This is a genomic window from Micromonospora sp. NBC_01699, from assembly GCF_036250065.1.
Classification (GTDB): domain Bacteria; phylum Actinomycetota; class Actinomycetes; order Mycobacteriales; family Micromonosporaceae; genus Micromonospora_G.
Genome location: NZ_CP109199.1, coordinates 3,710,156 through 3,722,877 on the forward strand (window position 1 = coordinate 3,710,156; position 12,722 = coordinate 3,722,877).

Consider the following 12,722-nt stretch of genomic DNA (forward strand, 5'->3'; position numbering starts at 1 on the left):
GATGAGCGACGAGCAGCGACAGTCGGGGTCCGACCCGGACGCGTCCGTACCCGGTGGGTCGGGTCCGGTGGATCGGTCGTCGGCGGGTCCGGCGGAGCGGGCCTCGGCCGAGGGTACGCGGGGTGGGCCGGAGTCGGCGGCGGTGCCGGGGGTCGACGGGGTCGGCGACGGGCCGACGGTCGACCTGGCGGCGGTGCGTCGGTCGGTGGGCGGCGGGGAGCGTCCGGTGGTGGATGCCGGGGTGGTCGACGACGATCCGCGGGAGGAGCCGGTCGCGGCGGCCGGTGGTGCGGTGCGGGGTTTGTCGTTTCGGTCGCGTTGGAGTGGTGCGAGTGTGATCATCGCGGTGCTGCTGGCTCTGCTCGGGTTCACGCTGGTGGTGCAGTTGAAGACGAATTCGGCGGATCCGGAGCTGGCGGCGACGCGGCAGGAGGATCTGGTGCGGATTCTGTCGGATCTGGAGTCGCAGGAGGAGCGGCTGCGTCAGGACGTGGCGGGTCTGGAGGAGAGTCAGCGGCAGCTTGCCTCGGGTGCGCTGGGGCGGCAGGCGGCGTTGGACGAGGCGACGCGGCGGGCTGACGAGCTGGGTATTTTGGCGGGTACGTTGCCGGCGCGGGGTCCGGGGTTGACGGTGCGGTTCTCGGCGGGGTCGAAGTCGATCGAGGCGGCGACGGTGCTCGACGCGGTACAGGAGTTGCGTGGGGCGGGTGCGGAGGCGATGCAGATCGCCGGTGGGGGTGCGGTGGTACGCATCGTGGCCAGCACTTTCTTCCTGGATGGGGATGGGGGTATCACGGTGAGTGGGCGGAAGTTGGTTGGTCCGTACACGATCACGGTGATCGGTGATCCATCGACGATGCGGACCGCGTTGAACATTCCGGGCGGGGTGGTGGCGTCGGTCAGTGGGGACGGCGGTAACGTGACCGTCCAAGAGCGGGAGGTGGTCGACGTGTCGACCCTGAGCGCTCCGTTGGACCTGAAGCACGCGCGCCCGGTCTCCTGACCGGGCGCGGCCGTACCTTGTGGGGTGCGGTTACCGATCAGAGCGACGACGAAGGACGCGGCTGGTGATTCCTGAGGACCTGCGTTACACGGCCGAGCACGAGTGGGTGGCGGGCGACGGTAGTGGATCGGTGCGGGTGGGCATTACCCACTTCGCGCAGGATGCGCTGGGTGACATCGTCTACGTGCAGCTTCCGGACGAGGGTGCCACGGTCGAGGCGGGTGAGTCGTTGGGTGAGATCGAGTCGACGAAGAGTGTTTCGGAGATCTACGCCCCGGTGAGTGGCACTGTGGTGGCGCGTAACGCCGATCTCGGCGATACGCCGGAGTTGATCAACAGTGACCCGTACGGTGCGGGTTGGTTGCTGGAGATCGCTCCGGGTGGGCCGGCGGCGGTCGATGGTCTGCTGACCGCGGCGGCGTACCGGGAATTGACCGAAAGCTGAGTGTGGGCGCGCTCGGGCCGGGTTGTGTCCGCGCGTCTGGTTGCCCTGTATTTCGGCGCTGGCTAGGCTCGCTCAGTCGACCGAGAATCCAATAGTTGCGCGTTGTGGAATTGCCTTCCCTGGCACGGGTGAGCCAGCCGCTGGGCTTTAGAGCCCGGCGGCCAGACCCGCCACCCCCGACGCCGACCGAACAGATCCGTGAGGTGGTCCCATGACGCGCCCAGACGACGAGTTCCCCCCACTCGACGTCACATCGACGCTCAACCTCGGTGCACTGGACGAAGTGCTGGAGGGACCGGATGCCGATGTTGTGCCGAGCCGGATGTCGGGGTCGTTGCCTCCGGGCATGGCGTTGCTCGTCGTTCGGCGTGGTCCGAATGCCGGGGCCCGGTTCCTGTTGGACCACGACGTGACGACCAGTGGTCGGCATCCTGACAGTGACATCTTCCTCGACGACGTGACGGTGTCGCGGCGGCATGCCGAGTTCCACCGGGACGGGGGTACGTTCACCGTCCGCGATGTGGGGAGTTTGAACGGCACGTACGTCAATCGGGAGCGGGTCGAGGCGGCTACCTTGAGCAATGGCGACGAGGTGCAGATCGGCAAGTTCCGGTTGGTCTTTATCGCCGGTCCGCGCCCGGAGGAGGAGGCCGGCCGGGGGTGAATGAGCGTGCGGCAGCGGCTGCGCCCACGGCTTCGGCCGGCCGGGCCCAGCCGCTGATGAGCATCGGTGAGGTGCTGGCTCAACTGCGGGTGGAGTTTCCCGACACGACGATTTCGAAGCTGCGGTTCTTGGAGGCCGAGGGTCTGGTCGAGCCGCAGCGGACGCCGGCCGGCTACCGGAAGTACAGCTGGGAGGACGTGGCGCGGCTGCGGTTCGTGTTGACCGCGCAGCGGGATCAGTATCTGCCGTTGCGGGTGATTCGGCAGCAGTTGGAGGGTCTGGAGCAGGAGCCGGAGGTTCCGGGGCGGCAGCGGCCGGCGTTGGTGGCGGTTGGTCCGGCGGGTGAGGTTCCGGGTCGGGACGGTGCTGTTTCGGGTCCGGTGGAGTCGGCGGATACGCGGGTGACCCGGTCGGATCTGGTGGCGCGTACGGGGATCGACGATGTGACGTTGACGGAGTTGGAGCGGTTGGGGTTGATCGTGTCCCGGCCGCCGGGGTGGTACGACTCGGATGCGTTGGCGATCGCGCAGGCGGTGGCGGGGTTGGCGGCCTACGGGTTGGAGCCTCGTCATCTGCGGGCGTTCCGGTCGGCGGCGGATCGTGAGGTGGGTTTGTTCGAGCAGCTGATCGCGCCGTTGGCTCGGCAGAATGATCCGGCGGCGCGGGCTCGGGCGGCGGAGGCCGCGCGGGAGTTGGTCGGGTTGTCGCAGCAGTTGCACGCGGCTCTGGTGCGGGTGGGGTTGCGGACGATGTTGGGTCGTTGATCCGGCGTCGGTGCGGTGGGAAAGATCTGCGGTCGCGGGCGTGCCGTAGGCTTCGCGGGGTAACCCCTGTGGGGCGTGCGACGGTGCGGCGGCGCGCGTGGGACGGCTGTCTCGCGGCCCGTGTACCGTGCAGGTGAAGGGGCCGGTCGCGGTGGCGCAGTGGTTTGGTCGCCGGGTCACGGTGCTGGGGAAGACACAACGACACGGAGGCGGCGGTGCGCGAGCTGAGCGTGGTCGGGGTTCGGGTGGAGCTGCCCAGCAACCAGCCGATCGTCCTGCTCAGGGAGGTCGAGGGTGACCGTTACCTGCCGATCTGGATCGGTGCGGTGGAGGCGACCGCGATCGCGTACGAGCAGCAGGGGGTCAAGCCGGCGCGGCCGTTGACCCATGATCTGTTGCGGGACATCCTGGCGGCGCTGGAGGCGCCGTTGCGGGCGGTGGAGATCACCGAGTTGAAGGAGAACGTCTACTACGCCGACCTGTTGATCGGGGATGGGCTGCGGGTTTCGGCGCGGCCGAGTGACTCGATCGCGTTGGCGTTGCGGGTGGGTGCGCCGATCAGGTGCGCGGAGCAGGTGCTGAGCGAGGCCGGGATCGTTATTCCTGATGAGCAGGAGGACGAGGTCGAGAAGTTCCGGGAGTTTCTGGAGCAGGTTCAGCCGGAGGATTTCGCGGGTTGATCGTGCGGGGCCCCGCGCCGGGGTTCCGGTTGTGCGTTGACGTGCCCCGGTGCGGCGTGTGGTGCCGTGTGTGCGGCGTGTCGCGCTGGTTGCTGCGGCTTTTCGGTTCGGTGTCGCTATAGGGTTGCCTTGTCGAGGGGTGCACGTCCCGGAAACGACGTGTCACCGCACTGGCGGGGAGGTTGTCCGGATGCACGAGCCACAGGACCCTGATCCGGGGACATCAGATCATCGCCACACTGACGGCGGCGGGCCGGTTGATCCCTTCGTGGAGGGCGACGGTGCGGTCGGGTACCGCGGGGTGACGGCCTGTTCCGCGGTGGGTATCAGTTACCGGCAGTTGGACTACTGGGCGCGTACGACGTTGGTGGTGCCGAGTATCCGGGACGCGTCGGGTTCGGGTACGCAGCGGCTTTATTCGTTCCGGGATCTGGTGGTGCTCAAGGTGGTCAAGCGGTTGCTTGACGCCGGGGTGTCGTTGCAGAACATCCGGAAGGCGATCGAGGCGTTGCGGTCGCGCGGGGTCGGGGATCTCGCCGGCATCACGTTGATCTCGGATGGTACGACGGTGTACGAGTGCCGGTCCCCCGAGGAGGTCGTCGACCTGTTGCAGGGCGGCCAGGGCGTGTTCGGGATCGCCATCGGTGGTGCGTTCAAGGAGATCCAGGGGTCGTTGTCGCATCTGCCGGCGGAGCCGGCCGGGGGTGTGCAGCCGATCGGTGTGCCAGCGGAGCCGGCCGGGTCCGGGGATGAGTTGGCTGCCCGGCGGGCTCGGCGACGGGCCGGCTGACCGGTTGTCGGTGCCGGCGGCGACAATGTGCTGATGTCGCCTGTCGAGGGTCGGTCCCGTTGGGTTCTTCGTCCGGTGTCCGTGGTGGTGTTGCTGCGTCGGTGGTGGCGCCGGTTGTTGGTGGCCGCTGTCGCGGTGGTGCTGCTGGGGTTGTCGTCGGTGGTCGGTAGCGCGATCTGGGTGGATCGGTCGTCGCGGGCGCACGTGTTCGACCTGGCCGGGGTGCCGGCTGCTCCGGTGGTGCTGGTGCTCGGGGCGCAGGTGGCCGCCGACGGGACGCCGGCCCCGTTCCTGGCAGCCAGGTTGCAGTTGGCGAAGGAGTTGTACGACGCCGGTAAGGCCCGGGTGGTGTTGGTGTCGGGGGATCACCGGCGGTACGAGTACGACGAGCCGGGGGCGATGCGGCGGTGGTTGGTGGACCGGGGTGTGCCGGCGTCGCGGGTGGTGCAGGATCACGCGGGGTTCGACACCTACGACTCGTGTCTGCGGGCGTCGCGGGTGTTCGGGGTGCGGCAGGTGATCGTGGTGACGCAGGGTTTCCATGTCGAGCGGGCGGTGGCGGTGTGCCGGCAGGTGGGGTTGGACGCGGTCGGGGTCGGGGACGATTCGGTGAGCCGGTTCGGGCGGGCCTGGCGGTGGGGGAGTTTCCGGGAGCGGTTCGCGGCGGTGAAGGCGGTGTACGACGTGGTGAGTCGTCGGGATCCGGTGTTCCTCGGTCCACGTGAGTCGAGTGTGGACGACGCGTTGCGTGGTTGACGCCCCGGTGCCGTCGGTGTCGCACCCCCGCCCGGGGGGTGCGACACCGACGGGGTTGGTCACTCCGTGGCGTACTGCTCGATTTCGGTGAGTTCCTCGTCGCTGAGGTCGACGTTGTCGAGGGCGGCGATGTTGTCCTCAAGCTGGGTGACGCTGCTGGCGCCGATGATGAGGCTGGTCATCCGGGGGTCGCGCAGCGCCCAGACGAGGGCGAGTTGGGCGAGGGTCTGACCGCGCCGGACGGCGATGTCGTTGAGGGCCCGGACCTTGGTCATGGTGGCCTCGTCGAGGTTGCTCTCGTTGAGGAAGACGCTGGTCGCGACGCGGGAGTCGGCGGGGACTCCGTGTAGGTAGCGGTCGGTCAACAGGCCCTGGGCGAGCGGGCTGAAGGCGATGCACCCGGCGCCGACCTGTTCGAGGGTGTCGAGCAGTTTGTCGCGTTCGATCCACCGGTTGACCATCGAGTACGACGGCTGGTGCAGCACCAGTGGGGTGCCGAGGTCACGCAGGATCGCGGCGGCTTTCGCGGTCTGCTCGGCGGTGTAGTTGGAGATGCCGACGTACTGGGCCTTGCCGGCGCGGACGACGGCGTCGAGGGCGCCCATCGTCTCCTCCAGCGGGGTGTCGGGGTCGGGCCGGTGGCTGTAGAAGATGTCGACGTAGTCCAGGCCGAGGCGGCGCAGTGACTGGTCCAGGGACGCGACGAGGTACTTGCGGGAGCCCCATTCGCCGTACGGGCCGGGCCACATGTTGTATCCGGCCTTGGTGGAGATGACGAGTTCGTCGCGGTAGGGGGCGAAGTCGGTGGCCAGGACGCGGCCGAAGTTCTCCTCGGCGGAGCCGGGCGGCGGGCCGTAGTTGTTGGCCAGGTCGAAGTGGGTGACGCCGAGGTCGAAGGCGCGGCGGACGATGTCGCGTTGCCGCTGCCAGGGGCGTTCGTGGCCGAAGTTGTGCCACAGGCCCAGGGAGATCGGGGGCAGACGCAGGCCGCTCGCGCCGGCGCGGTTGTAGGTTGTCGAGTCGTAGCGGCCGGGGGCTGCGGTGTAGGTGACGGTCACGGTCCCAGCCTATTGACCGGTGGCCGTCCGGGGGCGGTGGGGTTTGCTGGGTCAGCAGCGGGTCGGGTCGTCGGGTGTGCCGGCCGGGTGGTGTGTCCGGTCGTAGTCGGTTCGGGCGGCGGCGATGGTGGCCCGGTGGCGTTCGGCCCACCGGGTGAGGGCGAGCAGGGTGTCGTGTAGTTCGCGGGCCATGTCGGTGGCGGTGTATTCGACCCTGGGTGGCACGGTGGCGTGGACGGTGCGGATGAGCAGGCCGTCGCGTTCGAGGTTGCGCAGGGTCAGGGTGAGCATGCGGCGGCTGATGCCCTCGATGCGGCGTTCGAGTTCGGTGAACCGGACCGGGCCGTGGGTGGCGGCGACGATGATCCCGATGCTCCATTTGCCGCCGACCCGGTCCAGGACGTGCCGGACGGTGCAGTCGTCCCGGGTCGGGGCGGGTGTTGCCGACCCGTGGTGGGGTCCGGGTGCCATGAGACGTCCTCCGTTTTGCGGCGCCCATGGTCACGGCGTGGTGCAGGTAACAGGACATGGCCGCTGTCACGAACAGTATCCCGGCCGGCACGTTCGTCGCTCCGAGGGCCGATCCGGGCCGGGTGCCGGGGTCCGGTCGTCACCCGCTCGGGCGTTTTCGACGGATTCAGCCGGGCGGGGGAGACGGGGCCCGGGGGTACGTCGACTGTTGCCCGATACCCGCCCGAAACAGACCCGCTGGTAGCGTTGACCACGCCGGTAACACCCGCGTGGGAGAGACCGCCCGGCTTGCCGGGCGGCGCCGAAGGGGCAAATCCTCCCCGGAACCTCTCAGGCAAAAGGACCTCGTGGGCAGGCGACTGTGGAGCACTCCCGCCACGCGTGGGTGCGACAGAGGGGGAGGCCGCATCGTCGACCTCGCCCCGGGAGCCGCCATGACCGCAGACCAGTTCGCCGTACGTCACATCGGCCCGGATGCCGATGGTGAGCGCCGGATGTTGGAGACCGTCGGTTACGAGTCGATCGACGAGCTGATGGATGCCGCGATTCCCGAGGTGATCCGCTGGCACGGCACGCTCGACCTGCCGGCCCCGGCGACCGAGGCCGAGGTGATCGCCGAGCTGCGGGCGATAGCGGCCCGTAACACCGTCGCGGTGTCGATGATCGGGCTCGGCTACCACGGCACCCACACCCCGGCGGTGGTCCGCCGCAACGTGCTGGAGAGCCCGGCCTGGTACACCGCGTACACGCCGTACCAGCCGGAGATCAGTCAGGGCCGGTTGGAGGCGCTGCTGAACTTCCAGACGATGGTCACCGACCTGACCGGGTTGGCGACCGCGAACGCCTCCATGCTCGACGAGGGGACCGCGGCGGCGGAGGCGATGACCCTGGCCCGCCGGGCGTCGAAGAGCAAGAGCCCGGTGTACGTCGTCGACGCCGACACCCTGCCGCAGACGCTGGCGGTGATCGTGACCCGGGCCGAGCCGCTCGGTATCGACGTGCGGGTGGTCGATCTCGACGTCGAGGAGTTGCCGGCGGAGTTCTTCGGTCTGCATCTCCAGTACCCGGGGGCGTCCGGGCTGGTTCGGGACCAGGCGGCGCTGGTGGCGGCGGCGCACGGGGTCGGGGCGCTGGTCGCGGTCGCCGCGGATCTGCTCGCGCTGACGTTGCTGCGGCCGCCGGGACGCATCGGTGCCGACATCGCCGCCGGGACGACGCAGCGGTTCGGCGTACCGATGGGTTTCGGTGGGCCGCACGCCGGTTACCTGGCCGTCCGCGGCGGTCTGGAGCGGATGCTGCCCGGCCGGTTGGTCGGGGTGTCCCGCGACGTCGACGGCGACCCGGCGTACCGGTTGGCGTTGCAAACCCGTGAGCAGCACATCCGGCGGGAGAAGGCGACCAGCAACATCTGTACGGCGCAGGTGCTGCTCGCCGTCATGGCCAGCATGTACGCCGTCTACCACGGGCCGGACGGGTTGCGGGAGATCGCGTCGCGGACGCACCGGTTCGCGGCCCGGCTCGCGGCCGGGTTGCGCGCCGGTGGGGTGTCGACGCAGGGGCCGGCGTTCTTCGACACGGTGACCGCGGTGGTGCCGGGTCGGGCGGCGCGGGTGGTCGCCGCCGCCGAGGCGGCCGGGGTGAACCTGCGGCTGGTCGACGCCGACCGGGTCGCGGTGGCGTGTGACGAGACGACGGTGCCGGCGCACCTGAGCGCGGTGTGGGCGGCGTTCGGGGTGCCGGAGTTCACCGGTGAGGTCGCCGAGGCGCTGCCGGTGGCGTTGCTGCGTGACGGTGACTTCCTGACCCACCCGGTGTTCCACCGGCACCGGTCGGAGACGGCGATGCTGCGTTACCTGCGCCGGTTGTCGGATTCGGACTACGCCCTGGACCGGGGCATGATCCCGCTCGGTTCGTGCACGATGAAGCTGAACGCGACCACCGAGATGGAGCCGGTGAGCTGGCCGGAGTTCGCGAACATGCACCCGTTCGCGCCGGCGTCGCAGACCGCCGGCTACCGGGAGCTGGTCACCTCGCTACAGGGGTGGTTGGCCGAGGTCACCGGTTACGACGCGGTCAGTGTGCAGCCGAACGCGGGTTCGCAGGGGGAACTCGCCGGGCTGCTGGCCATCCGGGGTTATCACCGGGAGCGTGGTGAGGCGCATCGGGACGTGTGTCTGATTCCGTCGTCGGCGCACGGGACGAACGCGGCCAGTGCGGTGATGGCCGGGATGCGGGTCGTGGTGGTGGCCTGCGACGACAACGGTGACGTGGACCTGGTCGACCTCGACCGGAAGATCGACGCGCACCGGGACGCGCTCGCGGCGATCATGGTGACGTACCCGTCGACGCACGGGGTGTACGAGACCGGGATCGCGTCGTTGTGCGCGAAGGTCCACGACGCCGGTGGGCAGGTGTACGTCGACGGGGCGAACCTCAACGCGTTGGTCGGGTTCGCCCGGCCGGGCGGGTTCGGTGCGGACGTGTCGCATCTGAACCTGCACAAGACGTTCTGCATTCCGCACGGTGGCGGTGGTCCCGGTGTCGGGCCGGTGGCCGTACGGTCGCATCTGGCGCCGTTCCTGCCCGGTGACCCGCTCGGCGGGTCGGTCACCGGCCGGCCGGTGATCTCGGCGGCCGGGCACGGGTCGGCGGGGATCCTGCCGATTCCGTGGGCGTACCTGCGGATGATGGGGGCCGACGGGCTGCGCCGGGCGACCGGGACGGCGGTGTTGGCGGCGAACTACGTCGCGGCCCGGCTGCGGGCGCACTACCCGGTGTTGTACAGCGGCAACAAGGGCCTGGTGGCGCACGAGTGCATCCTGGACCTGCGGCCGTTGACAAAGGCGACCGGGGTGAGCGTCGACGACGTGGCGAAGCGGTTGATCGACTACGGGTTCCACGCGCCGACGATGTCGTTCCCGGTGGCCGGCACGCTGATGGTGGAGCCGACCGAGAGTGAGGACCTGGCGGAACTCGACCGGTTCTGCGCGGCGATGATCGCGATCCGGGAGGAGATCGACCTGGTCGGGTCGGGGCGGTGGCCGGCGGGCGACAATCCGCTGTCGAACGCGCCGCACACGGCGGCGATGGTCACCGGTGACGAGTGGCCGCACCCGTACCCGCGGTCGGTGGCGGCGTACCCGGCCGGGGTGGGCCGGGCGGCGAAGTACTGGCCGCCGGTGCGTCGCATCGACGGTGCGTACGGTGACCGGAATTTGGTCTGTGCCTGTCCGCCGCCGGAGGCGTTCGAGGACTGAGCGAACCCGGTCCGACCCGCCTGAGGGCCGGACCGGGTTCGGGTCGATCAAGGAAGTCCGCGTCGATCAAGGACGAGACATCCCGCTCCGGGTGACCGGGGCGGGGTGGTCGTTGATCGGCGGGGATAGCCTTGATCGGCGGGCCGCGCTGCCCACCGGGATGGTCAAGGCGGGGGTCGTCTGGTCAGGCGACGAGTACGTGACGGGCGGGTCCGCGGTGCGGTTCGATCATGCTGCCGTCGGGCAGCAGCTCGCCGGTGTCCTCGAAGACGATCACACCGTTGCAGAGCAGGCTCCAGCCCTGCTCACGGAAGCAGGCGATGACCCGGGCGGCGTCCCGGTCGGTTGCCTCGGCGGAGGGGCAGGTGGGTTGGTGCTGGCACATCGGGTTCTCCGGACTGTGGGGGTGCTGTGTCATGGTTCACATGACCAGTGACGCACGGTACCAAGCGGAACGGTGCTACATCGAGCAGGGATCGGCACCAACCGGGGAGAATCCACCCAACGGATGATGGAGATTGGGCCACTCGTCGTGGAAACGCTCCCATACGGGGTCGGGACAACCCCGGCAATGCCATCGGCATACCTCGATTCCTTGACTGAACTCGACCGATTCGAATGGTACGTCGGCCAGCCCGGCGACCCGGCCGAGTCGATCGACCGATTCCTGACCCAGTACCAACTGGGCACGAACGCGTTATCTCGAACGACGCGCCCCGGTCCCGGATCCGACCCGAACGCACCCGTCGGGGCCGCGCTGTTCGTCTCCGCCGCCGCCGGCGCGGCCATGATCGGCGCCCCGACCGGGGCACCGAACCCGGCCGCCGGCGTACCCGACGTCGTCGCGGTCGTCTACACCCGCACCACCGGCCACCCGGTCGCCCCGGCACCACCACCGGCGACCGGATGGTGGCTCGGGCCGTGGCAGCCGAGCTGGACCCCGGCCGCGCACGCCACCGCCGTCACCCGGGCCCGCGACGCCATCGGCCGGGGCGACATCTACCAGGTCAACGTCGTCGGCCACGCCAGCGCCCGGTACACCGGCGACCCGATCCCCGCCCTGGCCCGGCTCGGCCGGCTGCCCGGCGCCCGCTACGGCGGAGTCCTCACCGGCAACGGCTGGGCGATCGGCTGCGCCTCCCCGGAGACCCTGGTCGAGGTGACCGGCGGACGCCTGGTCACCCGCCCGATCAAGGGCACCCGCCCGGCGACCGCCACCGGTCGCGCCGAACTGCTCGCCTCGGCCAAGGAACGGGCCGAACACATCATGATCGTCGACCTGGAACGCAACGACCTGGCCCGGGTCGCGGCCACCGGCTCGGTCCGGGTCGACGAGCTCTACGCCATCCGCAGGTGGTGCGACCTGTGGCAGGCCGAGTCGACGATCTCCGCCCACGCCGCCGACGGCCTCCGGCTGGCCGACCTGCTGCGCGCGGTCTGCCCCGGCGGTTCGGTCACCGGCGCCCCGAAGGTCTCCGCGCTGGCCCGGATCGCCGCCCTCGAACCGGTCGGCCGGGGCGCCGGCATGGGCGCGCTCGGCTGGGTCGGGCCCGACCACATCGACCTCGGGCTGACCATCCGAACCGCCGCCGCCGACGGCGAACGGCTGCACGTCTGGGCCGGCGGCGGGATCACCTGGGACAGCGACCCGGACGCCGAGGTCGCCGAGGCCGCCGCCAAGGCCGGCCCGGTCCGCGCCGCCCTCGCCGGCAACCGCCCACAGCCACCCGGCCGCTGACCCGGCTCGACCGCCATCCCCGCCGTCCGTCGGCGGCGGGCGGACCCCCGTTGTGTCGCCCACCCGCCGCCGTCCGCCGATCAGCCCCGGTCCACCGGCGGGGCGTCCAGGACCGGGATCAACCGCTCCTCCTCGTACGTCAGGTGCCGTTCCAACTCGGCGACCAGCCGGTCGACCTCCGCCAACACCGACACCGGCTCGGCCCGGTCGGCGACGACAACCGCCCGCAGGTCCTCGACCAGGGCGGCGATCGTCTCGTGCTCCCGCCGCAGCCGCGCCACCGTCGGCGCCAACGCGGGATGCCGTTCGACCAGGGCGGGGAACACGCCGGTGTCCTCACCGGTGTGGTGCACCGCCAGCCCCCGACACACCGTCAGGCAGTTCATCCGCAACTGGGCGCCGAGCGCGGTGCCCGCCCCGGCGACCTCCTGCCGCACCAGGGCGAGTTCCCGCCGGAACGCGTCGTGGACCAGCTTCAGCGCCGTACCCACGACGCCGGCCGCGCCGCCTCGGCGAACCGGGGCGGGCCCGGGTCCTGCCGCAGGGCGACCACCGGCAGGACCCGGCTGGTCCGGGCCTGGTAATCACCCCAACCGGGATCGGCCTCGACCGCGCGGGCGAAGACCCGGTCCCGCTCCGCACCGGTCAACACCGCGGCGGTGGCGTCGTAGACGAAAACACCGTCCTCGACCGTCGCCCGGGGATCGGCCACCAGGTTCCGGAACCAGTCGGGGTGGGTCGGGGCACCACCGGCCGACCCGATCACCAGGATCCGGTCACCGCCGTCGGGCAGGTAGCCCAGCGGCGTCGTGTGCGCGGCCCCGGACCGAGCACCGGTGGTGGTCAACAGGATCAACCGGGCACCCTCGAACCAGCCGCCGACCCGGCCGCTGTTGGCCCGGAACTCGTCGATGACCTGCTGGTTGAAATCATTTCCCATACGCTGTTTTCCTCTGCTGTTCGAATGGTTCCGCGAACCGTTCACGGGCATGGCGAAACACCCGCCCGGTGGACGGGTGAAAATGAGCACGGTGCGACCCCGCACCGGGATGGGAACTGCCCGGACAACCCGTTGTCCGGTGCGCTCACCGGCGGG

At 70.4% G+C, this 12,722-nt stretch carries 14 protein-coding genes and 1 riboswitch; of the genes, 9 read left to right on the forward strand and 5 right to left on the reverse strand.

Annotated features, from left to right (window positions below):
- Position 1: 1 nt before the first annotated feature.
- The 7 genes from OG792_RS16180 (at position 2) to OG792_RS16210 (ending at position 5,102) form a co-directional block, all read left to right on the forward strand.
- Positions 2 to 1,003: a DUF881 domain-containing protein gene (locus tag OG792_RS16180; RefSeq protein ID WP_329110518.1), complete on the forward strand. Its 1,002-nt coding sequence runs from the start codon at positions 2 to 4 to the stop codon at positions 1,001 to 1,003.
- A 64-nt stretch (positions 1,004 to 1,067) separates the two neighbouring features.
- Positions 1,068 to 1,448 (forward strand): glycine cleavage system protein GcvH, encoded by a 381-nt coding sequence (gene gcvH / locus OG792_RS16185; protein ID WP_329110520.1) that lies wholly within the window; start codon positions 1,068 to 1,070, stop codon positions 1,446 to 1,448.
- Positions 1,449 to 1,659: 211 nt separating this feature from the next.
- Entirely contained in the window at positions 1,660 to 2,112 is a 453-nt protein-coding gene (gene odhI / locus OG792_RS16190) for an oxoglutarate dehydrogenase inhibitor Odhl (protein WP_121161321.1), read from the forward strand.
- Between the two features lie 56 nt (positions 2,113 to 2,168).
- Positions 2,169 to 2,876, forward strand: coding sequence for a transcriptional regulator FtsR (gene ftsR, locus OG792_RS16195; RefSeq protein WP_329111289.1), 708 nt, complete (start codon positions 2,169 to 2,171; stop codon positions 2,874 to 2,876).
- Between the two features lie 215 nt (positions 2,877 to 3,091).
- A complete protein-coding gene (locus OG792_RS16200; RefSeq protein WP_329110524.1) occupies positions 3,092 to 3,556 on the forward strand; it encodes a bifunctional nuclease family protein in 465 nt (154 codons plus the stop codon).
- A 190-nt stretch (positions 3,557 to 3,746) separates the two neighbouring features.
- On the forward strand, positions 3,747 to 4,346 hold the full coding sequence (locus tag OG792_RS16205; RefSeq protein WP_329110525.1) for a MerR family transcriptional regulator: 600 nt from the start codon (positions 3,747 to 3,749) through the stop codon (positions 4,344 to 4,346).
- A 33-nt stretch (positions 4,347 to 4,379) separates the two neighbouring features.
- Complete coding sequence (locus tag OG792_RS16210) at positions 4,380 to 5,102, forward strand: SanA/YdcF family protein (protein ID WP_329110526.1); 723 nt, start codon at positions 4,380 to 4,382, stop codon at positions 5,100 to 5,102.
- Positions 5,103 to 5,161: 59 nt separating this feature from the next.
- On the opposite strand, the gene mgrA is transcribed toward OG792_RS16210, so the two are convergent.
- Both mgrA and OG792_RS16220 read right to left on the reverse strand, forming a co-directional pair.
- Positions 5,162 to 6,160, reverse strand: a complete 999-nt coding sequence (mgrA, locus tag OG792_RS16215; protein ID WP_329110527.1) for an L-glyceraldehyde 3-phosphate reductase — start codon at positions 6,158 to 6,160, stop codon at positions 5,162 to 5,164.
- 51 nt (positions 6,161 to 6,211) lie between these two features.
- Positions 6,212 to 6,631 (reverse strand): winged helix-turn-helix transcriptional regulator, encoded by a 420-nt coding sequence (locus tag OG792_RS16220; RefSeq protein WP_329110528.1) that lies wholly within the window; start codon positions 6,629 to 6,631, stop codon positions 6,212 to 6,214.
- A 260-nt stretch (positions 6,632 to 6,891) separates the two neighbouring features.
- Positions 6,892 to 6,987: riboswitch (glycine riboswitch) on the forward strand.
- 78 nt (positions 6,988 to 7,065) lie between these two features.
- Here OG792_RS16220 and gcvP point away from each other — a divergent pair.
- Positions 7,066 to 9,888 carry an aminomethyl-transferring glycine dehydrogenase gene (gene gcvP, locus OG792_RS16225; protein WP_329110530.1) on the forward strand — a complete coding sequence of 941 codons (2,823 nt, stop codon included), beginning with the start codon at positions 7,066 to 7,068 and terminating at the stop codon, positions 9,886 to 9,888.
- 184 nt (positions 9,889 to 10,072) lie between these two features.
- On the opposite strand, the gene OG792_RS16230 is transcribed toward gcvP, so the two are convergent.
- Complete coding sequence (locus tag OG792_RS16230) at positions 10,073 to 10,273, reverse strand: DUF5999 family protein (protein ID WP_329111290.1); 201 nt, start codon at positions 10,271 to 10,273, stop codon at positions 10,073 to 10,075.
- A 123-nt stretch (positions 10,274 to 10,396) separates the two neighbouring features.
- On the opposite strand from OG792_RS16230, the gene OG792_RS16235 reads away from it, so the two are divergent.
- Entirely contained in the window at positions 10,397 to 11,626 is a 1,230-nt protein-coding gene (locus OG792_RS16235; protein WP_329110531.1) for a chorismate-binding protein, read from the forward strand.
- Between the two features lie 80 nt (positions 11,627 to 11,706).
- On the opposite strand, the gene OG792_RS16240 is transcribed toward OG792_RS16235, so the two are convergent.
- Complete coding sequence (locus tag OG792_RS16240) at positions 11,707 to 12,117, reverse strand: hemerythrin domain-containing protein (protein ID WP_329110533.1); 411 nt, start codon at positions 12,115 to 12,117, stop codon at positions 11,707 to 11,709.
- Complete coding sequence (locus OG792_RS16245; RefSeq protein WP_329110534.1) at positions 12,102 to 12,566, reverse strand: nitroreductase family deazaflavin-dependent oxidoreductase; 465 nt, start codon at positions 12,564 to 12,566, stop codon at positions 12,102 to 12,104. The genes OG792_RS16240 and OG792_RS16245 overlap by 16 nt, the downstream gene beginning before the upstream one ends.
- Between the last annotated feature and the right edge of the window lie 156 nt (positions 12,567 to 12,722).

What these genes read in the sequence shown, in the direction of transcription:
- OG792_RS16205 (WP_329110525.1), top strand. Translation starts at nt 3,747, where the DNA reads ATGCACGAGCCACAGGACCCTGATCCGGGGACATCAGATCATCGCCAC.
- OG792_RS16220 (WP_329110528.1), bottom strand. Translation starts at nt 6,631, where the DNA reads ATGGCACCCGGACCCCACCACGGGTCGGCAACACCCGCCCCGACCCGG.
- gcvP (WP_329110530.1), top strand. Translation starts at nt 7,066, where the DNA reads ATGACCGCAGACCAGTTCGCCGTACGTCACATCGGCCCGGATGCCGAT.
- OG792_RS16245 (WP_329110534.1), bottom strand. Translation starts at nt 12,566, where the DNA reads ATGGGAAATGATTTCAACCAGCAGGTCATCGACGAGTTCCGGGCCAAC.
- OG792_RS16235 (WP_329110531.1), top strand. Translation starts at nt 10,397, where the DNA reads ATGATGGAGATTGGGCCACTCGTCGTGGAAACGCTCCCATACGGGGTC.
- ftsR (WP_329111289.1), top strand. Translation starts at nt 2,169, where the DNA reads ATGAGCATCGGTGAGGTGCTGGCTCAACTGCGGGTGGAGTTTCCCGAC.
- OG792_RS16210 (WP_329110526.1), top strand. Translation starts at nt 4,380, where the DNA reads ATGTCGCCTGTCGAGGGTCGGTCCCGTTGGGTTCTTCGTCCGGTGTCC.
- odhI (WP_121161321.1), top strand. Translation starts at nt 1,660, where the DNA reads ATGACGCGCCCAGACGACGAGTTCCCCCCACTCGACGTCACATCGACG.
- OG792_RS16180 (WP_329110518.1), top strand. Translation starts at nt 2, where the DNA reads ATGAGCGACGAGCAGCGACAGTCGGGGTCCGACCCGGACGCGTCCGTA.
- OG792_RS16230 (WP_329111290.1), bottom strand. Translation starts at nt 10,273, where the DNA reads ATGTGCCAGCACCAACCCACCTGCCCCTCCGCCGAGGCAACCGACCGG.